Raw genomic sequence first — 19,232 nt, 5'->3', positions numbered from 1 at the left:
GTCCTCACGCGCTGAGCGACAGCTCGCGCGCTCGCGACCCCGTGACGTGTCGCTGGGCCCGAAACGTGCCCAGCCCTCCCATCGCTCGCCCTCCCGTCGCGCGCCCGCGAGCGCCCGCCCGCACACGCAGAACGGGCGGCCCTCCCGGAGGAGGACCGCCCGTCAGGCGTTCGGGACCTACTTGCTGAAGCCCTTGAAGCGCTGGTTGAACTTCTCGACGCGACCGGCCGAGTCGAGGATGCGCTGCTTGCCCGTGTAGAACGGGTGCGACGCGGACGAGATCTCGACGTCGATGACCGGGTAGGTCGCACCGTCGAGCTCGATGGTCTTGTCGCTGGTCGCGGTCGAACGCGTCAGGAACGTCTCACCGGAGGCCAGGTCGCGGAAGACGATGGCGTTGTACTCGGGGTGGATGTCGGTCTTCATGGAGATTCCTCGGTTGGAGATGGTGGGAATGTACGGGCACTCGAGTGAGCACCGCACGGGAAGTCTGCGGCGTGCGCCAGCCGTCCACGATACCAGAAGACGGGCCGGAACAGGAGCAGGTCAGGCCGCGCGTGCCGTCCAGCGGCCGGCGTCCTCGGTCACGGTGAGCGCGACGCCGAACGCCTCGGTCAGGGTGGCGTCGGTGAGCACCTCGTCGATCGCGCCGGAGGCCTGGACGTGGCCGTCCGCGAGCACCAGGGCGTGGGTGAAGCCCGCGGGGATCTCCTCGACGTGGTGGGTGACGACGACGATGGCGGGCGAGTCGCTGCTCTGCGCGTAGCCGCCGAGCGTCCGGACCAGGCTCTCGCGGGCACCGAGGTCGAGCGACGCGGCCGGCTCGTCCAGGAACAGGACCTCGGGGTCGGTCATGACGGCACGGGCGATCTGCACGCGCTTCTGCTCGCCGTCGCTCAGCTCGCCGAAGGTGCGCTCGGTGAAGGCACCGAGGCCCCACTCCTCGAGCACGCGCTGGGCGCGGCGGACGTCGAGCTCCTCGTACTCCTCGTTCCAGCGCCCCGTGACCGAGTACGCCGCGGTGAGCACGACGTCGACGACCTTCTCGGTCACCGGGATGCGCCGGGCGAGCGCGGTGGACGCGAAGCCGATGCGCGGACGGAGCTCGAAGAGGTCGGCGCCGCCCAGGTCGGTCCCGAGCACCTCGACGGACCCCGACGTGGGGAACGTCTGCGCGCCCGCGACCTGCAGCAGCGTGGTCTTGCCGGCACCGTTCGCGCCGAGCACCACCCAGCGTTCGTCGTCCTGCACCTCCCACGAGATCCCGTCGAGGATGGTGGCCCCGTTGCGGACCACGGAGACGTCTGACAAGCGCACGACCGAGGGCATGTGCTCCAGCCTACGGGTTCTGCGCGAGCACCTCGTCGTAGACCTGCCGTGTCCGGTGGGCGATCGCGTCCCACGTGAACTCGGACTCCACGCGGAGGCGTCCGGCGCGGCCCATGAGCTTCGCCAGGCCCTCGTCGGCGAGCACCTCGTCCAGGGTCGCGGCGAGGTCGGCGACGAAGCGGTCGGGGTCGTTCGGGGTGCCCGTGCCGTCCTGCGCCTGGTCGATGGGCACGATGCGCCCGGTCAGACCGTCCGCGACGACCTCGGGGATGCCGCCGGTCTTCGTGCCGACGACCGGGATGCCGCACGCCATCGCCTCGAGGTTCACGATGCCGAGCGGCTCGTAGATCGAGGGGCAGACGAACACGGTGCCGGACGACAGCACGTTCACGACCTCGCGGTGGGACAGCATCCGGTCGATCCAGACCACGCCCTGCCGCGTCTCGCGGAGCGACTCGACGAGCCCGGTGACCTCGGCCATGATCTCGGGGGTGTCCGGGGCGCCGGCGCACAGGACGATCTGGACGTCCTCGGGGAGCGAGGCCACCGCGCGGAGCAGGTACGGCAGGCCCTTCTGCCGCGTGATCCGGCCGACGAACACCACGGAGCGCTTCGACGGGTCGATGCCGAGCGCGCGGACGGCGTCCTCGTCGATGGTCGGCTTCCACTCCTCGATGTCGATGCCGTTGTAGACGACCCGTACCGTCGCCGGGTCGATCGACGGGTACGAGCGCAGGATGTCGGCCCGCATGGCCTTCGACACGGCGATCACGCCGTCGGCGTTCTCGAACGCCTCGCGCTCCATCCAGCTCGAGAGCCGGTAGCCGCCGCCGAGCTGCTCGGCCTTCCACGGGCGGAGCGGCTCGAGGCTGTGGGCGGTGACCACGTGCGGGATGCCGTGGGTGAGCTGCGCGATCCGTCCGGCGGCGTTCGCGTACCAGGTGTGCGAGTGCACGAGGTCCGCACCGGCGACGTCGGCCGCGATCGCGACGTCCGTGCCGAGGGCCTGCAGCGCGCCGTTCGCCTGCTCCAGGCCGGCGGGCGTGCGGTACGCCCAGACATCGGTCTCGTCGCGGAAGGCCCCGAAGGCCCGCACGCGGACGTCCGTGTCCGTCCCCGACCGCAGCGCTGCGGTGAGTTCGGCAACGTGGACACCCGCTCCGCCGTAGACCTCCGGCGGATACTCCCTGGTCAGCAGATCGACTCGCACTGGTTCAACGTAACGGGTTCGCTGTCCGGACGCCTACTGTGAACCACATGGCACCAAAGAAGGTATTCGGCATCGTCCTCGCCGGTGGCGAGGGCAAGCGGCTCATGCCGCTCACCGCCGACCGCGCGAAGCCCGCAGTCCCGTTCGGCGGGAACTTCCGACTCATCGACTTCGCGCTCTCCAACCTGGTCAACTCCGGGTTGCAGAAGATCGTCGTCCTGACGCAGTACAAGTCGCACAGCCTCGACCGCCACGTCGCGGAGACCTGGCGCATGGAGGGGCTCCTCGGCTCGTACGTCGCCTCGGTGCCCGCGCAGCAGCGACTCGGCAAGCGCTGGTTCGCCGGGTCCGCCGACGCGATCCTGCAGTCGCTCAACCTGCTCCGCGACGAGCGCCCGGACATCGTCGTCGTGGTCGGTGCCGACCACGTCTACCGCATGGACTTCTCGCAGATGATCGAGGCCCACATCAATTCCGGCCGCAGTGCCACGGTCGCGGCGATCCGCCAGCCGATCGGCCTCGCCGACCAGTTCGGCGTGATCCAGGTCGACGAGGACGACCCGACCAAGATCGACGCGTTCCTCGAGAAGCCGAAGGACGCCGTCGGGCTGGCCGACTCCCCCGGCGAGATCCTGGCGTCGATGGGCAACTACGTCTTCACCGCCGACGCCCTCGTCGACGCGGTGCTCCGCGACGGGCAGATCGAGACGAGCAAGCACGACATGGGCGGCGACATCGTCCCGGACTTCGTGTCACGCGGCGACGCCGGTGTCTACGACCTGCAGCGCAACGACGTGCCCGGTTCGAACGAACGCGACCGGTACTACTGGCGCGACGTGGGGACGATCGACTCGTTCTTCGACGCGCACATGGACCTGATCGCGCCCGTCCCGGTCTTCAACCTGTACAACCAGGACTGGCCGATCTTCAACCAGCAGACGAACCTGCCCCCGGCGAAGTTCGTCCGCGACGGCAACGGCAACACCGGCTCCACGGTCGACTCGATCGTCTCGCTCGGTTGCCTGCTCTCGGGCGCGCAGGTCGAGCGCAGCGTCATCGGTCCCTGGTGCGGGATCGACTCCGGTGCGAAGGTCCTCGACTCGATCGTCTTCGAGCGTGCGTCCATCGGCGCCGGCGCGATCGTCAACCACGCGATCCTGGACAAGGACGTCGTCATCGCGCCGGGCGCGCAGGTCGGCGTGGACCGCGAGACCGACGAGGCCCGCGGCTTCACGGTGACGGAGTCCGGGATCACGGTCGTCGGCAAGGGCGTCCGCGTCGAGGCGTAGCGGGTCACGTCGTCGACGTGGCACCACCGGCCTGGAGGCGCGGCTGACGTCACGGACGTCGGCCGCGCCTCCGGCAGTCGGTACCGTTGGTCCGTGCCCCGCTTCCTCGTCGTCCTCGATGCCGATTCCACCCTCCTCGAGGACGAGGTCATCGAGCTCCTCGCCGACCACGCCGGGACCCGGCCACAGGTGCAGGCGGTGACGGAGCGCGCCATGCGCGGGGAGATCGACTTCGCCGAGAGCCTCCGGGAGCGGGTCGCGACCCTGGCGGGCCTCCCGGCCGACGTCTGCACGCGCGCGCAGCAGGCGGTCCGCGTGACGCGGGGCGCCGACGGACTCGTCCGCGGCGTGCACGCCGCCGGCGGGACCGTGGGCGTCGTGTCCGGCGGGTTCCACGAGGTCCTCGACCCGTTCGCCGCACGGCTCGGGCTGGACCACTGCCGGGCCAACCGGCTCGAGGTCGTCGACGGCGCCCTGACCGGCCGGGTGTCCGGCGACGTCGTGGACGCGGCGGCGAAGGCCGAGACCCTGCGGGCGTGGGCCGCCGAGGACGACGTGCCCCTCTCGCGGACCGTGGCGGTCGGCGACGGCGCGAACGACCTCGTCATGCTCGGCGTCGCGGCGCTGGGCGTGGCGTTCGACGCGAAGCCGCTCGTGCGCGCACGGGCGGACGTGGCGGTCGTGGACCGCGACCTGTCCGCCGTGCTCGCCACGCTGGGTCTGCGGGGCTGACCCGGCCCGCGGGACGGCCTAGTGGCCCATCCCGAGACCGCCGTCGACCGGGATGACCGCTCCGGAGACGTACCCGGCGCCGTCGCCGGCGAGGAACAGCGTGGCCGCCGCGACGTCCTCGACGGTGCCGTAGCGCGCCGCCGGGATCTGCTTCTTGAACTCGGCCTGCAGCTCCTCGGGGAGCGCGGCCGTCATGTCCGTCTGGATGAACCCGGGAGCGACGACGTTCGCCGTGATGCCGCGGGACCCGAGCTCGCGGGTGATCGACCGCGCCATGCCGACGAGCGCGGCCTTCGACGATGCGTAGTTGACCTGACCGACCTGGCCGTACGCACCGACGACGCTCGACATGAGCACGATGCGGCCGAACTTCGCCTTCATCATCCCCTTCGTGGCGCGCTTGACGACGCGGAAGGTACCCGTCAGGTTCGTGTCGACGACGCTCGTGAAGTCCTCCTCCGACATGCGGAGCAGGAGCTGGTCGTTCGTGATCCCGGCGTTCGCGACGAGGACCTCGACCGGGCCGAGCTCGGCCTCGACCTGCGTGAACGCGGCGTCGACCGAGGCGGAGTCCGTGATGTCCGCGGCGACGGTGAGCGCGCCCTCGGGTCCGCCCGTGCCGCTCCGGGAGGTCACGGCGACGCGGTGGCCCTCTGCGACGAAACGCTCCGCCAGCGCGTGGCCGATGCCGCGGTTGCCGCCGGTGATCAGGACGGTTCGGGGGGTGCTCATGGTCGCTCCGTTCGTGTGGTGGTACCGGGCGTCCGGTCGGTCGGACCCGCCGGACACGCCCGGACGAGCGTACCGGAGCCGGTACCCGCAGTTGTCCCCCGCGCGGCTGGCCCACTGTCGGTGGTGCGGGCTTAGGCTGGTCACCGGGAAGAGGAAGAACACCGTATGAAGTCGCAGCGCACGAAGTCGCGTACCACCGCGATGCAGAGCATCACGACGCTCCCGGACTCCCCGGAGCTGGACCGGGCGCACCGCCTGTCCAAGTACGTCTGGCAGATGGCGTTCCGCGTGGTGTGCTTCGTCGGCGCCGTCCTCATCTGGTCCGCGTGGCACACGTGGCTCGCGGTCATCCCGATCGTCGCCGCGGCCGTCATCCCCTGGGTCGCCGTGATCCTGGCGAACGCCGGCAGCCAGGCAGAGAGCGACATCGTGACGCCCGCCGGTGCCATCGAGCTCTACGACGCCGTCGACCCCCGCCTCCGCGAGCAACAGGAGGACGCCCGGGCCGAGGCCTACCGCGCCGAGCAGGAGCGCCTGCGCGAACAGGCGCAGCACGCCCAGGAAGAATGGCAGCGGAACGGCGACCGCTCCCGCGTCTGGACCGCGCGGTCGAAGGCCCGGCGCTGATGGGCGCGACCTTCGACCTCTTCACCGAGCCGGGCTCGACCCCGGTGTGCTCACGGGCCGGCTGCAGTGAGACCGCCGAGTGGCGCATCAACTGGCGGAACCCGCGCATCCACGCCACCGACCGGGTCAAGATCTGGGCCGCGTGCGACGAGCACTGCGACTTCCTCGCCGACTACCTCCGTTCGCGGTCCTTTCCCGTGCGCGTGACGGGTATGCAGGAAGAGGTCGAGCGGCTCGAGGACGTCCGGACGCGTGAGGACGCGCCGAAGAACGACGTCGGGGTGCGCTCCACCGGCACCGGACGATGACCGACCCGTTCGACCCGAGCAGCCGGTACGGCCGGAAGCACGCTGCCAAGCTGCAGCGTCAGGCAGAACAACACCGTGCAGGCTCGTCCGACAACACCGACACCGTCCCCGACGGCGTAGCTGCCGACAGCACTGCTGCCGACGGGCAGACCGTCGGCTGGCGATTCGTCCGCAGCCGTCGGTGGCTCGGCTACTTCGCGATCGCCGTCGCGTTCGCGATCGTCTGCACCCTGTTCGGCATGTGGCAGTGGGACCGGCGGAACGAGGCGGTCCGGCAGAACGAGCAGATCGCCGCGAACTACGACCACACCCCCGTCCCCCTGACCGAAGCGCTCCCGCAGGCGAGCAGCTGGGACGACGGCGACACCTGGCTCCGGGTGCAGGTCACGGGCCGGTACGACGTCGACGAGCAGCTCCTCGTCCGCAACCGCGTGCACAACGGGCAGCCCGGGTTCGAGGTGCTGACGCCGCTCGTCACCGCCGACGGACGCGCCTTCGTGGTCGACCGGGGGTGGGTCCCGACCGGCAACCGGCAGGACGCCCCGGATCACGTCCCCGCTCCCCCGGGCGGCGAGGTGACCGTGACCGCACGGCTGCAGCAGAGCGAACCGCGCATCCCCGGCCGGTCGGACCCGTCCCACACCGACCAGGTGCAGTCGGTCACGCTGCCCGACGTCGCCGACAAGGTGGACGTGCCGATCTGGACCGGTGCGTACGGGCAGCTCGCGTCCGAGTCCCCCGCGCCGACCCAGGCGGCTCCGCTCGGCTGGGACCGCCCTTCTGCCGACACCGGGCTGCACCTCAGCTACTTCATCCAGTGGTTCCTGTTCGCCGCCGGTGGCTTCGGGTTCCTGGCCTACGTGATGGTGCAGGAGTACCGGAACCTCAACCAGGACGACCCCGACGAGCGCGAGCGCGCGCTCGAGCGGCAGCGGCGGAAGGACGCCAAGCCGAAGTCCGACGACGAGGTCGAGGACCAGCTGCTCGGCGCCGGCCGCTGACGCCCGGCGGTCCTACGCCAGCTCGATGAGCTCCGCGTAGTCCTTGTTCCAGTGGTCCTCGGTGCCGTCCGGCAGCAGCAGGACCCGCTCGGGGTTCAGCGCCTCGACCGCACCGGCGTCGTGCGACACCAGGACGACGGCACCCTCGTACCCGGCCAGCGCACCGAGGATCTCCTCGCGGGACGCCGGGTCGAGGTTGTTCGTGGGCTCGTCGAGCAGCAGCACGTTCGCACCGGACACGACGATCATCGCGAGCGACAGGCGGGTCTTCTCGCCACCGGACAGGACCCCGGCCTTCTTGTAGCCGTCGTCGCCGGTGAACAGGAACGAGCCGAGGACCCGGCGCGCCTCGGTCTCGGTCAGGTTCGGCGACGCCGACACCATGTTCTCGATCACCGTGCGGTTCACGTCGATGTTCTCGTGCTCCTGGGCGTAGTACCCGATGCGCAGGCCGTGACCGGGCAGGATCTCCCCCGTGTCCGGCTGGTCCGCGCCGGCCAGGATGCGCAGCAGCGTCGTCTTGCCCGCGCCGTTGAAGCCGAGGATGACGACCCGCGAGCCCCGGTCGATCGCCAGGTCGAGGCCGGCGAAGATCTCGAGCGAGCCGTACGACTTCGAGAGCCCCTCGGCCATGAGCGGCGTCCGTCCGCAGGCGGCGGGCGTCGGGAAACGGAGCTTCGCCACGCGGTCGACGGCGCGCTCGTCCTCGAGTCCGGCCAGGAGCTTCTCGGCGCGGGCGACCATCTGGTGCGCCGCCGCGGCCTTCGTGGCCTTCGCACCGAACCGGGCGGCCTGGTCCTTGAGGGTGGCGGCCTTCTTCTCGGCGTTCGCGCGCTCCTTGCGGCGGCGCTCCTCGTCCGCGGCGCGCTGCCGCTGGTAGAGCTTCCACCCCATGTTGTAGACGTCGATGCACTGCCGGTTGGCGTCGAGGTAGAAGACGCGGTTGACGACCTCGTCAACGAGCTCGACGTCGTGCGAGATCACGATGACGCCGCCCGGGTAGGTCTTCAGGTGCTCGCGGAGCCAGACGATCGAGTCCGCGTCGAGGTGGTTCGTCGGCTCGTCGAGGATCATCGTGTCCGCGTCCGAGAACAGGATGCGGGCGAGCTCGATGCGGCGGCGCTGACCACCGGAGAGCGTCTTGAGCGGCTGGTCGAGGATGCGGTCCGGCAGCTTGAGGTTCGACGCGATGGACGCCGCCTCGGCCTCGGCCGCGTAGCCGCCGAGAGCGTTGAACTGGTCGTCGAGCCGGCTGTAGCGACGCATGGCCTTCTCGGCGACGTCCGGGTCCTCGCTCGCCATGTCGAGCGTCGCCTGGCGGATCCCCTCCACGAGCTCGCCGAGCCCGCGGGCGTCGAGGATGCGCTTGCGCGCGGTGTCCTCGGGGTTGCCGGAACGAGGGTCCTGCGGCAGGTAGCCGATCTCGCCCGAGCGGTCGATCTTGCCGCCGGTGGGCTGCGTCTCCCCCGCGAGGGCCTTGGTCATCGTGGTCTTGCCCGCGCCGTTCCGGCCGACGAGACCGATCTTGTCGCCCTTCTCGACGCGGAAGGACACGTCCTGCATGAGGAGGCGGGCCCCGACGCGGATCTCGAGTTCGTGCACGGCAAGCACAGAGGACGTCCAATCAGTTGGTGGATGTGCACAACGGTGTGTGCGGGAGGTGCACCGCTACGCTGACGGGACCGATGGTCCCGAACGGGACCAGCAGTCCATTCTAGGAGAATCCATGACGAACGCCACCGGGTTCGCTCGCCGCGCAGTCCTCGCCGACCGCCTCCGCACGCACGGCCTCGCCACCAACGTCGCCCTCGTGGCCGGCGGTGCCCTGTTCACCGCCGCGATGGCGCAGGTGCAGGTCCCGATGTGGCCGGTGCCGATCACCGGACAGACGCTCGCCGTCGTCCTCGTCGGTGCCACCCTCGGTGCACGCCGCGGCACGCTCTCGCTCCTGCTCTACGCGGTCGTCGGCCTTCTCGGTCTCCCCGTGTTCGCCGAGCACACCGGGGGCTTCGCGGCGCTCGTCTCTCCGAGCTTCGGCTACGTGATCGGCTTCGTCGTCGCGGCCGGGGTGGTCGGCTGGCTCGCCGAGCGCGACTGGGACAAGCACTTCCTGCGCGCGGGCGCTGCGATGCTCATCGCCAGCGCCGTTCCCTTCGTCTTCGGCCTGCCCTGGCTCGCGGTCGTCCTCGGCCAGCTCGGCGCGCCGAACGACCTGCAGTCGGTGCTGGCCGCCGGCCTGTACCCGTTCATCGTCGGCGGTGTCGCCAAGGCCCTGATCGCCGCTGGCGTGCTGCCCCTGGCGTGGAAGCTGGTCGGCCGCCGCTGACCTCCGGCGCCCCCACACGTAGCAGGGCCCCGCACCGGACGGTGCGGGGCCCTGCTACGTGTCCGGGTCGGAGACGCTCGCGTCCGCGCGCTCGCGAATCAGCGACCGCACTCCGCGAGCGTGCACGACACGCCGCGTGCACAACGCCGGACGGGCACTTCCGGTCGGCCGAGGGCGCCGAGTAGGCCACATGTGGCCCGCTCGGCGGGACGGGCCGACGCGCGACGCCGAGACGACGGACGGGAGGCACGGTGCCAGCTGGCACCGTGCCTCCCGTCCTGCAGGTGGTCGCGACTAGATCGAGAAGCCGAGCGCGCGCATCATCTCGCGCCCGTCGTCGGTGATCCGCTCCGGGCCCCACGGCGGCATCCACACCCAGTTGATGCGGAACGCGTCGACGATGCCGTCGAGCGCGTTGGCCGTGTCACCCTCGATGACGTCGGTCAGCGGGCAGCCCGCGCTGGTCAGCGTCATGCTGATCACGAGCGCGTTCGCCTCGTCGTCCATCGCGAGGTCGTAGATCAGGCCGAGGTCGACGATGTTCACGCCGAGCTCCGGGTCCTGGACCTCCTTGAGGCCCTCGACGACCTCGTCGAACTTCTCCGGGGAGAGTGCGGTGATCATCAGTTGCCCGCCGCAGCTGCCTGGACGTAGCGGTCGTAGCCCTCGTTCTCGAGGCGCTCGGCGAGCTCGGGGCCGCCCTGCTCCGCGACCTTGCCCGCGACGAACACGTGCACGAAGTCCGGCTTGATGTAGCGGAGGATGCGCGTGTAGTGCGTGATGAGCAGCACGCCGAGGCCGGTCGCGGCCTTCGCGCGGTTGACGCCCTCGGAGACGATCTTCAGCGCGTCGACGTCGAGGCCGGAGTCGGTCTCGTCGAGCACCGCGAACTTCGGCTTGAGGAGCTCGAGCTGCATGATCTCGTGGCGCTTCTTCTCGCCGCCCGAGAAGCCCTCGTTGACGTTGCGCTCGGCGAACGAGCTGTCCATCTTGAGGTCGGCCATCGACTGACGCAGGTCCTTGACCCAGCCGCGCAGGGCCGGGGCCTCGCCGTCGATCGCGGTCTTGGCGGTACGGAGGAAGTTCGACACCGTGACGCCCGGGATCTCGACCGGGTACTGCATCGCAAGGAACATGCCGGCGCGGGCGCGCTCGTCGACGCTCATCGACAGGACGTCCTCGCCGTCGAGGGTGATCGAGCCGCCCGTGACGTTGTAGCGCGGGTGCCCGGCGATCGTGTACGCCAGGGTCGACTTGCCAGAGCCGTTCGGCCCCATGATCGCGTGGATCTCGCCCTCGTTGATGGTGAGGTCGACACCCTTCAGGATCTCCTTGGTGCCCTGGTCGGTGTCGATCGAGACCTGCAGGTCGCGGATTTCCAGAGTGGACATTGCGTGTGTTCCTTCGGTTGCAGCTGGGGTGCGGCGTCAGCCGCGCGGGAAGAGTGGGAGGAGCCGGGGCTCAGTCGACGGGCACGGGGTCGTGGACGTCGACGTACACGTCGCCGTCCCGGACCTCGACCCGGAAGACCGGGACGGGCTCGTAGGCCGGGAAGTTCTGCGGCTTGCCCGTCGCGAGCGAGAACCGGGAGCCGTGCGCCCAGCACTCGAGCGTGTCGCCCTCGACGAAGCCCTCGGCCAGGGAGATGTCCCCGTGCGTGCAGGTGTCGCCGATCGCGTGCACGGTGCCCGCGGAGTCCTTCACGATCGCGACGGCCGTCCCGTCGACGACGACCCGCATCGGGCTGTCGACGGCGATCTCCGACTCGGCGCAGACCTTCTCGGCCATCAGGCGTCTGCCTGCTCGTCGGCGGGCGCGGCCACCGCGGTGCGGCCCTCGGCGAGCTCCTGCTCCACCGCGGCGATCAGGCGCTCCTCGAGCTCGGGCGCGCCGATCTTCTGGATGACCTCCACCAGGAAGCCCAGGACGACGAGGCGACGGGCCTCTTCCTCGGGGATGCCGCGGGCCTGCAGGTAGAACAGCTGCTCGTCGTCGAACCGACCGGTGGCGCTGGCGTGGCCGGCGCCCTCGATGTTGCCGGTCTCGATCTCGAGGTTCGGGATGCTGTCCGCGCGCGTGCCGTCGGTGAGCACGAGGTTGCGGTTCTGCTCGTACGAGTCGGTGCCGTCGCCGGCGCGGCCGATGAGCACGTCGCCGATCCAGACCGTGTGCGCGCCCTCGCCCTGCAGCGCACCCTTGTAGTTGACCCGGCCGCGCGTGTTCGGCGCGTCGTGGTTCACGTAGACCTGTTGCTCGATGTACTGCCCGGCGTCGGCGAAGTACACGCCGTACATCTCGGTGTCCGCGCCCTGCGCGCCGAGGTGCGTGGACGGGTTGACCCGGACGACGTCGCCGCCGAGCGAGACCACGACGTGCTTGAGGAAGGCGTCCCGCCCCACCTCGGCGAACTGCGTCGACACGTGCACCGCGTCGTCGTCCCAGTCCTGCAGGCTGACGACGGTCAGGCGCGCACCGTCGCGGACGACGATCTCGACGTTCTCGCTGAGCAGCGCCGAGCCACGGTTGTCGATGACGACGATGCCCTGCGCGTGCTGCTCGGCCGTGATGACCGTGTGCGCCGCGCGGGCCTGCGTGCCGAAGTCCGAGCGGGTGATCGAGATGGACTCGTGTGCCTCGGTCGCCTTGACGGTGACCTTGAGCACCGCGTCGCGCGCGGTCCACGCGGCGGCCGCGGCGCGGTCCTCGGGCAGACCCGCGGTCCCGACGGCCGGGTCGTCGCTGCGACCCCACTCGACGTCCGCGCCCTCGGTCTGACGGGCGAGGAACGGGTAGGCGGAGCCGTCGAGTCCGCCGTCGAGCAGCGGCTGGAGCTTGGCGATCGGCGCGAACTTCCAGTTGACCTCGCGACCGGTGACCGGCGGGAACGCGTCGAGGTCACCCGACTGCGGGCGCTCCGAACGGGTCTGGACGGGGACCTTCTTCGCGGCGGCGTCCGGGGCGTCCCAGCCGCCGTCCGAGTGGGCCTTCGCACCGTGCTGCTCCGAGCCGGGTGCGGGGGCGACCGGCTGGTCGATGCGGGGGGTGGGCGTGGAGCTGCTCACTAGCCGACGGATCCTTCCATGCTCATCTCGATGAGCTTGTTGAGTTCGAGCGCGTACTCCATCGGGAGCTCGCGGGCGATCGGCTCGATGAAGCCGCGGACGATCATCGCCATCGCCTCGTCCTCGGGCATGCCGCGGGACATCAGGTAGAAGAGCTGCTCCTCGCTGACGCGGGAGACCGTGGCCTCGTGCCCGAGCTGCACGTCGTCGACGCGGATGTCGATGGCCGGGTAGGTGTCGCTCCGGCTGACGGTGTCGACGAGGAGCGCGTCACAGCGCACCGTGTTCGCCGCGTGGTGGGCCGCCGGGTCCACCCGGACCTCGCCGCGGTAGCCTGCACGACCGCCGCCACGGGCGATCGACTTCGAGACGATCGACGACGTCGTGTAGGGCGCCATGTGGATCATCTTCGCGCCGGCGTCCTGGTGCTGCCCGGGGCCCGCGAAGGCCACCGACAGGGTCTCGCCCTTGGCGTGCTCGCCGGCGAGGTAGATCGACGGGTACTTCATCGTGACCTTGGAGCCGATGTTGCCGTCGATCCACTCCATCGTGGCGCCCTCGTGCGCGATCGCACGCTTGGTGACGAGGTTGTAGACGTTGCTCGACCAGTTCTGGATGGTCGTGTACCGGACGCGGGCGTTCTTCTTGACGATGATCTCGACCACGGCGGAGTGCAGCGAGTCCGACTTGTAGATCGGCGCGGTGCAGCCCTCGATGTAGTGGACGTAGGAGTCCTCGTCCGCGATGATCAGCGTCCGCTCGAACTGCCCCATGTTCTCGGTGTTGATCCGGAAGTAGGCCTGCAGCGGGATCTCGACGTGCACGCCCTTCGGGACGTAGACGAACGAGCCGCCGGACCAGACCGCCGTGTTGAGCGCGGCGAACTTGTTGTCGCCGGCGGGGATCACGGAGCCGAAGTACTCCTCGAAGAACTCCGGGTGCTCGCGGAGCGCCGTGTCGGTGTCCATGAAGATGACGCCCTGCTGCTCCAGGTCCTCGCGGATCTGGTGGTAGACGACCTCGGACTCGTACTGCGCGGCGACGCCGGCGACCAGGCGCTGGCGCTCGGCCTCGGGGATGCCCAGGCGCTCGTAGGTGTTGCGGATGTCCTCGGGCAGCTCTTCCCAGGTCTGGGCCTGCTTCTCCGTGGACTTGACGAAGTACTTGATGTTGTCGAAGTCGATGTCCGACAGGTCGGCGCCCCACGAGGGCATCGGCTTGCGGTCGAAGAGCGTCAGGGCCTTGAGGCGGAGCTTCTGCATCCACTCGGGCTCGCCCTTGCGGGTGGAGATGTCGGTGACGACCTCCTCGGAGAGGCCACGGCGCGCGGACGCACCGGCGGTGTCGGAGTCGGACCAGCCGAACTCGTATTGGCCGAGCCCTTCGAGCTCGGGACGGTCGATGAGCACGTCGGACATGGTCTCCTCGTTTCCTTCTCGCACGGCAGCGTCTCCGGGTGAACCCGTGGCGTGCGGACGCCATTCCACCGCAGACCTCCGACACGCTCGTCACGTGCAGGTCGGCCACGCTGTTGCTGCCTCGCAACGACAATGGTTCCACGCAGTCGTCCGACCGATCCGCGATCACGGCCCATTCGGAGCCGGCGCCTGCCTAGACTTGACTGCTGCTGAACCCTCGAATCCTACAGGTTCGCCGCACCGAACAACAGGAAGGCACCACCCTCGTGACTCGCGTCGGACCCACCGTCGAGCAGAGCGTCGCACCGGACGGCGGCACCGCACGGTGGTGGTCCCTCCCCCGGTCGGTCGACCGCCGCGTGATCTGGCTGGCCTGGGCCTCCTTCGTCGTCGAGGTGGTGCTCATCGGCACCGGTGGGCTCGTGCGCCTGACCGCCTCCGGCCTCGGGTGCCCCACGTGGCCGAAGTGCACCGCCGAGTCGCTCGTGTCGACGCCCGAGATGGGCATCCACGGCGTCATCGAGTTCGGGAACCGGCTCCTCACCTTCGTGCTCGTCGTCGTCGCGATCGCCGCGTTCCTGGCGGTCGTCCGGATGCGCCGTACCCGCCCGGAGCTGTTCTGGCTCGCGTTCGCACAGGGTGTGGCCATCCCGGTCCAGGCCGTGATCGGCGGCCTCAGCGTCCTGACGAACCTCAACCCCTTCGTCGTCGGCCTGCACTTCGTCGTCTCCGCGACCCTCGTGGCGATCACCGCGACGATGGTCTACCGCGCGATGCGGGGGCCCCGTACCGCCGACCGACTCGTCCCGGGCTGGTACCGCGGTGTCGTCAGCGGCACCGTCGCGGCGGTCGCCGTGACCGTGCTCGTCGGGATCCTGACCACCGGCTCCGGCCCGCACGCCGGCGCGGACGAGGCCGTGGACGGCGGCCGTCTGCACCGCACGGGGTTCGACCCCGCCCTCATGGAGCACCTGCACGCGATCCCGGCCTACGCCCTGTTCGCCCTGACGCTCGTGCTCGTCGTCGGCGCGGTCCGCCTGCGCCTGCCGAGCACCTGGGCGCTCCTGCTCCTCGTGGTCGAGTTCATCCAGATCGCGGTCGGCCTCACCCAGGCCCGCACGGGCCTGCCGGTCGGGCTCGTCGGGACGCACATGGTCCTCGCCGGACTCCTGGTCGGTGCGGTGACCGTCGTGGTCCTGTCGACGCGGGGCACCGCCGGACGCCAGGCCGCGCGGGAACCGCTGCACGCCTGACCCGGCCCACCACCGGAACCCCGCGGGCCCTCGGTCCGCGGGATTCCGTCGTCCCGAGCGCGTCGCGGCTGCGTCGCTGCCGCCGGACGACCGGGATCGCCACCGCGCCGACCGACGGAGTGTCACGTCCGCGGTCGGACGACAGCGGCGGTGATCCACGACGGCGACGATCGACCGTCACGCCGTCACGCCGTCACCCCGGCGCGTGCCGCCGGACCGACGCACCCACCCACCGGACGGGAGGCACGGCACCGGCCCGCCCCGTGCCTCCAGTCCGTCGCCGCGCACCGCCGACGCGAGACGCCCCTGAACGCACGAGACGCCGCCGGAACCGGCGGCGTCTCGTGCACAGGAGGGCGTCTCGGGCGCAGGCGGGCGTCTCGCGGAACGCGACGACCGTCTCCCGGGAGCCCCGGGCGCCCGCCGCTACAGCGAGAAGGTGAAGACCTGCGGCAGCAGCGGGTCGATGCCCACCGCGATGAACAGCAGCGTCAGGTAGGTGATCGAGCTGTGGAAGACGCGCATCGGCTGCACGTGCTCGACGTGCTGGATCGCTCGCGAGTACAGGCGGTGCGACTCGACGACGAACCAGATGCCCCCGGCCAGCGCGACGACCGTGTAGAGCGGCCCCATGCCGGCGACCGGGATCAGCAGCAGCGAGCAGACGAGCGTCGCCCAGGCGTACAGCACGACCTGCAGGCCGACGACCGTGCGGCCCCGGACCACCGCGAGCATCGGCACGGCGGCCGCGTCGTAGTCGTCGCGGTACTTCATCGACAGCGGCCAGTAGTGCGGCGGCGTCCAGAGGAAGATCACCATGAAGAGGATGATCGGCGTCCACGTCAGCGAGCCGGTCACCCCGGCCCAGCCGATGAGCACCGGCATGCAACCGGCGGACCCGCCCCAGACGATGTTCTGCGGCGTGCGGCGCTTGAGCCACAGCGTGTAGACGCAGACGTAGATGAGGATCGCGACGACGCTGAGGGCGGCCGCGAGCCAGTTCACGAGGAAGCCGAGGACCGCCGTCGACAGCACGGCGAGCACCCACGAGAACACGAGCGCTTCGCGGTCCGACAGCTCGCCGGTGACGAGCGGACGGGAGCTCGTGCGCTTCATCAGCCGGTCGATGTCGCGGTCGATGTAGCAGTTGAAGGCCGACGCGGACCCGGCGGACATCGCCCCGCCGAGCATCGTCCAGAACACGAGCCACAGGTCGGGGACGCCACGCTCGGCCAGGAACATCGTCGGCGCGGTCGTGACGAGCAGGAGCTCCATGACGCGCGGCTTGGTCAGCGAGACGTACGCACGGACCTTGCGGGACAGCGTCGAGCGGGGTCGATCGGTGTCGGGCCGGGTCACGGTGGCAGTCGGCAAGGGAACCTCAGTCTGTTCGCGTCAGCTCGCACACTCGGTGGACGGCTCCGTCGTCGTCGGGGCGTGCGTCGACCCGGAATGCACACGGGTCCTGCTTAGTTTAGGCCATCACGGCGCCGCGATGATGCCCCGCCCCGCCGGACCGCCAGAGCCACTGCAGCGCACCGACACGGTGGCCGTGTCACCTGGACACCTTCTGAGTGCGTGGTCACTATGCTGGAGGGGCCTCCCGTAGTGCGTGCCCCGAAGACGTCGGCCGTACCGAGCCGGTCGGCCGCCGTTCGGACGGCAGCACGACACCCGGCCCCGGGACGGCGATCATGTCCGTGCGATGGCACGAGCCCTCGCACATGTCGCAACAACGAAGGGTCAACATCCAAGTGGCTGAATTCACCTGGGACGCCATCGACAAGAAGGCCGTCGACACGGCGCGCGTCCTCGCCGCCGACTCGGTCGAGGCCGCCGGCAACGGTCACCCCGGCACCGCGATGAGCCTCGCGCCCGTCGCCCACCTGCTCTTCCAGAAGGTGATGCGTCGCGACCCCAGCGACTCCACCTGGATCGGCCGCGACCGCTTCATCCTGTCGGCGGGCCACGCCTCGATCCTGCAGTACGTGCAGTTCTACCTGCACGGCTACGGCCTCGAGCTCGAGGACCTGCAGCACCTGCGCAAGTGGGGCTCCAAGACCCCGGGTCACCCGGAGTACGGCCACACCGACGGCGTCGAGATCACCACCGGCCCGCTCGGCCAGGGTCTCGCCTCGGCCGTGGGCTTCGGCTACGCGCAGCGCTTCGAGCGCGGCCTGTTCGACCCGGAGACCGCCGACGGCGAGTCGCCGTTCGACCACTTCACCTACGTGATCGCCGGTGACGGTGACATGCAGGAGGGCGTCACGAACGAGGCCGCGAGCCTCGCCGGCCGCCAGCAGCTCGGTCGCCTGGTCGTGTTCTACGACTCGAACCAGATCTCGATCGAGGACGACACCGACATCGCGTTCTCCGAGGACGTCGCCGCCCGCTACGAGTCGCTCGGCTGGCACGTCCAGCACGTCGACTGGAAGAAGACCGGCGAGTACTCCGAGGACGTCGAGGAGCTCTACCGCGCCGTCGAGGCCGCCAAGGCCGAGACGACCAAGCCGTCGCTCATCGTCCTCAAGACGATCATCGGTTGGCCGTCGCCGACCAAGCAGAACTCCGGCAAGATCCACGGCTCCGCCCTGGGTGGCGAGGAGCTGAAGGGCCTCAAGGAGGTCCTCGGCTTCGACCCCGAGCAGACCTTCCACGTCGACCCCGAGGTCCTCGAGTACACGCGCGGCGCCGTCGCCAAGGGCCAGGCCGAGCACGCCGAGTGGACCAAGACCTTCGACGCGTGGGCCGCGGCCAACCCGGAGAAGAAGGCGATGCTCGACCGCATCAACGCCGGCGAGCTCCCCGAGGGCCTCGAGGAGGCCCTGCCGGTCTTCTCCACCGAGAAGGACGTCTCGACCCGCGCCGCCTCCGGCAAGGTCATCAACGCCATCGCGCCGCTCATGCCCGAGTTCTGGGGCGGTTCGGCGGACCTCGCCGAGTCGAACCTCACCACGATCGAGGGCGCGAAGTCCTTCGGTCCGGCCGAGGCGAGCACGAAGACCTGGAGCACCGACCCGTACGGCCGCGTGCTGCACTTCGGCATCCGCGAGCACGCGATGGGCTCGATCCTGTCCGGCATCGTCCTGCACGGGAACACCCGCCCCTTCGGCGGCACCTTCCTGATCTTCAGCGACTACATGCGTCCGGCGGTCCGTCTCGCCGCGCTCATGGGCGCACCGGCGATCTACGTCTGGACGCACGACTCCATCGCCCTCGGCGAGGACGGCCCGACGCACCAGCCGATCGAGCAGCTCACCGCCCTCCGTGCGATCCCGGGTCTCGACGTCGTCCGCCCGGCCGACGCGAACGAGGTCTCCTACGCCTGGCTCGAGATGCTCAAGCACAAGGATCGCCCGGCCGGCATCGCGCTGAGCCGTCAGAACCTCCCCGTGTTCGAGCGCGGTGAGGGCGAGGCCTCCGGCGACACCTTCGCCTCGGCGAAGAACGTCGGCAAGGGCGCGTACGTCCTGGCCGAGGCGCCGAACGGCACCCCGGACGTGATCCTCATCGCGACCGGCTCCGAGGTCCAGATCGCCGTCGACGCGCGCGAGCAGCTCAAGGGCGAGGGCATCAACGCCCGCGTCGTGAGCGCGCCGTCCCTCGAGTGGTTCTTCGAGCAGTCGGAGAACTACCGCGAGCAGGTCCTGCCGAAGGCCGTCACCGCGCGCGTCTCGGTCGAGGCCGGCATCGCGATGAGCTGGCGGGACATCGTCGGCGACAAGGGCCGCAGCGTCTCGATCGAGCACTTCGGTGCGTCGGCCGACTACCAGCGGCTCTTCGCGGAGTTCGGCTTCACGACGGAGCACGTCGTGGCCGCCGCCAAGGAATCGATCGCAGCTTCCTGACCCTCCAGGGCCGGGTCCGGTACGCCGGATCCGGCCCTGCTGCCGGGAGGCTCGTGGCGGGCCCCGCCCCGCGCCTCCCGGCCCACAGTCCACGGCC

The 19,232-nt window shown here is 70.3% G+C and carries 18 protein-coding genes and 1 pseudogene; 8 read left to right on the top strand and 11 right to left on the bottom strand.

Annotated features, from left to right (window positions below; translation table 11 throughout):
* Positions 1 to 177 precede the first annotated feature (177 nt).
* From HUN58_RS00520 to glgA, 3 genes are all read right to left on the bottom strand, one after another.
* Positions 178 to 426, bottom strand: a complete 249-nt coding sequence (locus HUN58_RS00520) for a type B 50S ribosomal protein L31 (protein ID WP_058743381.1) — start codon at positions 424 to 426, stop codon at positions 178 to 180.
* A gap of 120 nt (positions 427 to 546) precedes the next feature.
* On the bottom strand, positions 547 to 1,329 hold the full coding sequence (locus HUN58_RS00515; protein ID WP_058743382.1) for an ABC transporter ATP-binding protein: 783 nt from the start codon (positions 1,327 to 1,329) through the stop codon (positions 547 to 549).
* A gap of 10 nt (positions 1,330 to 1,339) precedes the next feature.
* Entirely contained in the window at positions 1,340 to 2,539 is a 1,200-nt protein-coding gene (gene glgA / locus HUN58_RS00510) for a glycogen synthase (RefSeq protein ID WP_180225323.1), read from the bottom strand.
* 47 nt (positions 2,540 to 2,586) lie between these two features.
* Between glgA and HUN58_RS00505 the strand changes: the two genes are divergently transcribed.
* Both HUN58_RS00505 and serB read left to right on the top strand, forming a co-directional pair.
* A complete protein-coding gene (locus HUN58_RS00505; protein ID WP_180225324.1) occupies positions 2,587 to 3,828 on the top strand; it encodes a glucose-1-phosphate adenylyltransferase in 1,242 nt (413 codons plus the stop codon).
* Positions 3,829 to 3,921: 93 nt separating this feature from the next.
* Positions 3,922 to 4,560, top strand: coding sequence for a phosphoserine phosphatase SerB (gene serB / locus HUN58_RS00500; RefSeq protein ID WP_114849921.1), 639 nt, complete (start codon positions 3,922 to 3,924; stop codon positions 4,558 to 4,560).
* A gap of 18 nt (positions 4,561 to 4,578) precedes the next feature.
* Here serB and fabG read toward each other — a convergent pair whose 3' ends face one another.
* Positions 4,579 to 5,292, bottom strand: coding sequence for a 3-oxoacyl-ACP reductase FabG (gene fabG, locus HUN58_RS00495; protein ID WP_114850118.1), 714 nt, complete (start codon positions 5,290 to 5,292; stop codon positions 4,579 to 4,581).
* 165 nt (positions 5,293 to 5,457) lie between these two features.
* Between fabG and HUN58_RS00490 the strand changes: the two genes are divergently transcribed.
* The 3 genes and pseudogenes from HUN58_RS00490 (at position 5,458) to HUN58_RS00480 (ending at position 7,228) form a co-directional block, all read left to right on the top strand.
* Positions 5,458 to 5,919, top strand: coding sequence for a DUF3099 domain-containing protein (locus HUN58_RS00490; RefSeq protein ID WP_114849922.1), 462 nt, complete (start codon positions 5,458 to 5,460; stop codon positions 5,917 to 5,919).
* Positions 5,919 to 6,125 (top strand): annotated as a pseudogene (locus HUN58_RS00485) (hypothetical protein); the annotation flags it as partial. The gene HUN58_RS00490 and the pseudogene HUN58_RS00485, both read left to right, overlap by 1 nt.
* 98 nt (positions 6,126 to 6,223) lie before the next feature.
* Complete coding sequence (locus HUN58_RS00480; RefSeq protein ID WP_180225325.1) at positions 6,224 to 7,228, top strand: SURF1 family protein; 1,005 nt, start codon at positions 6,224 to 6,226, stop codon at positions 7,226 to 7,228.
* Positions 7,229 to 7,240: 12 nt separating this feature from the next.
* On the opposite strand, the gene HUN58_RS00475 is transcribed toward HUN58_RS00480, so the two are convergent.
* A complete protein-coding gene (locus HUN58_RS00475) occupies positions 7,241 to 8,839 on the bottom strand; it encodes an ABC-F family ATP-binding cassette domain-containing protein (protein WP_058743387.1) in 1,599 nt (532 codons plus the stop codon).
* Between the two features lie 115 nt (positions 8,840 to 8,954).
* Between HUN58_RS00475 and HUN58_RS00470 the strand changes: the two genes are divergently transcribed.
* Positions 8,955 to 9,554: a biotin transporter BioY gene (locus HUN58_RS00470; protein ID WP_114849924.1), complete on the top strand. Its 600-nt coding sequence runs from the start codon at positions 8,955 to 8,957 to the stop codon at positions 9,552 to 9,554.
* 294 nt (positions 9,555 to 9,848) lie between these two features.
* On the opposite strand, the gene HUN58_RS00465 is transcribed toward HUN58_RS00470, so the two are convergent.
* The 5 genes from HUN58_RS00465 to sufB all read right to left on the bottom strand — a co-directional run bounded on the left by HUN58_RS00465 (position 9,849) and on the right by sufB (position 14,034).
* Positions 9,849 to 10,178: a metal-sulfur cluster assembly factor gene (locus HUN58_RS00465; RefSeq protein WP_022902786.1), complete on the bottom strand. Its 330-nt coding sequence runs from the start codon at positions 10,176 to 10,178 to the stop codon at positions 9,849 to 9,851.
* Complete coding sequence (sufC, locus tag HUN58_RS00460) at positions 10,178 to 10,945, bottom strand: Fe-S cluster assembly ATPase SufC (RefSeq protein ID WP_058727807.1); 768 nt, start codon at positions 10,943 to 10,945, stop codon at positions 10,178 to 10,180. The genes HUN58_RS00465 and sufC overlap by 1 nt, the downstream gene beginning before the upstream one ends.
* Before the next feature lie 70 nt (positions 10,946 to 11,015).
* Complete coding sequence (locus HUN58_RS00455) at positions 11,016 to 11,345, bottom strand: non-heme iron oxygenase ferredoxin subunit (RefSeq protein WP_111238524.1); 330 nt, start codon at positions 11,343 to 11,345, stop codon at positions 11,016 to 11,018.
* Positions 11,342 to 12,616 carry a Fe-S cluster assembly protein SufD gene (gene sufD, locus HUN58_RS00450; protein WP_180225326.1) on the bottom strand — a complete coding sequence of 425 codons (1,275 nt, stop codon included), beginning with the start codon at positions 12,614 to 12,616 and terminating at the stop codon, positions 11,342 to 11,344. The genes HUN58_RS00455 and sufD overlap by 4 nt, the downstream gene beginning before the upstream one ends.
* Positions 12,616 to 14,034, bottom strand: a complete 1,419-nt coding sequence (sufB, locus tag HUN58_RS00445; RefSeq protein WP_114849926.1) for a Fe-S cluster assembly protein SufB — start codon at positions 14,032 to 14,034, stop codon at positions 12,616 to 12,618. Before sufB ends, sufD begins: the two co-directional genes overlap by 1 nt.
* A 266-nt stretch (positions 14,035 to 14,300) precedes the next feature.
* Between sufB and HUN58_RS00440 the strand changes: the two genes are divergently transcribed.
* A complete protein-coding gene (locus HUN58_RS00440) occupies positions 14,301 to 15,287 on the top strand; it encodes a heme A synthase (protein ID WP_180225327.1) in 987 nt (328 codons plus the stop codon).
* 426 nt (positions 15,288 to 15,713) lie between these two features.
* On the opposite strand, the gene HUN58_RS00435 is transcribed toward HUN58_RS00440, so the two are convergent.
* Positions 15,714 to 16,646 (bottom strand): heme o synthase, encoded by a 933-nt coding sequence (locus HUN58_RS00435; protein WP_058742902.1) that lies wholly within the window; start codon positions 16,644 to 16,646, stop codon positions 15,714 to 15,716.
* A 395-nt stretch (positions 16,647 to 17,041) separates the two neighbouring features.
* Here HUN58_RS00435 and tkt point away from each other — a divergent pair, with 395 nt between their 5' ends.
* Entirely contained in the window at positions 17,042 to 19,135 is a 2,094-nt protein-coding gene (tkt, locus tag HUN58_RS00430; protein ID WP_114849929.1) for a transketolase, read from the top strand.
* The last annotated feature ends 97 nt before the right edge of the window (positions 19,136 to 19,232 follow it).

The sequence above is a fragment of the Curtobacterium sp. Csp1 genome, assembly GCF_013347185.1.
The sequence above is the reverse complement of the archived record's forward strand: the minus strand, read 5'-3'. Positions and strand labels throughout refer to the sequence as shown.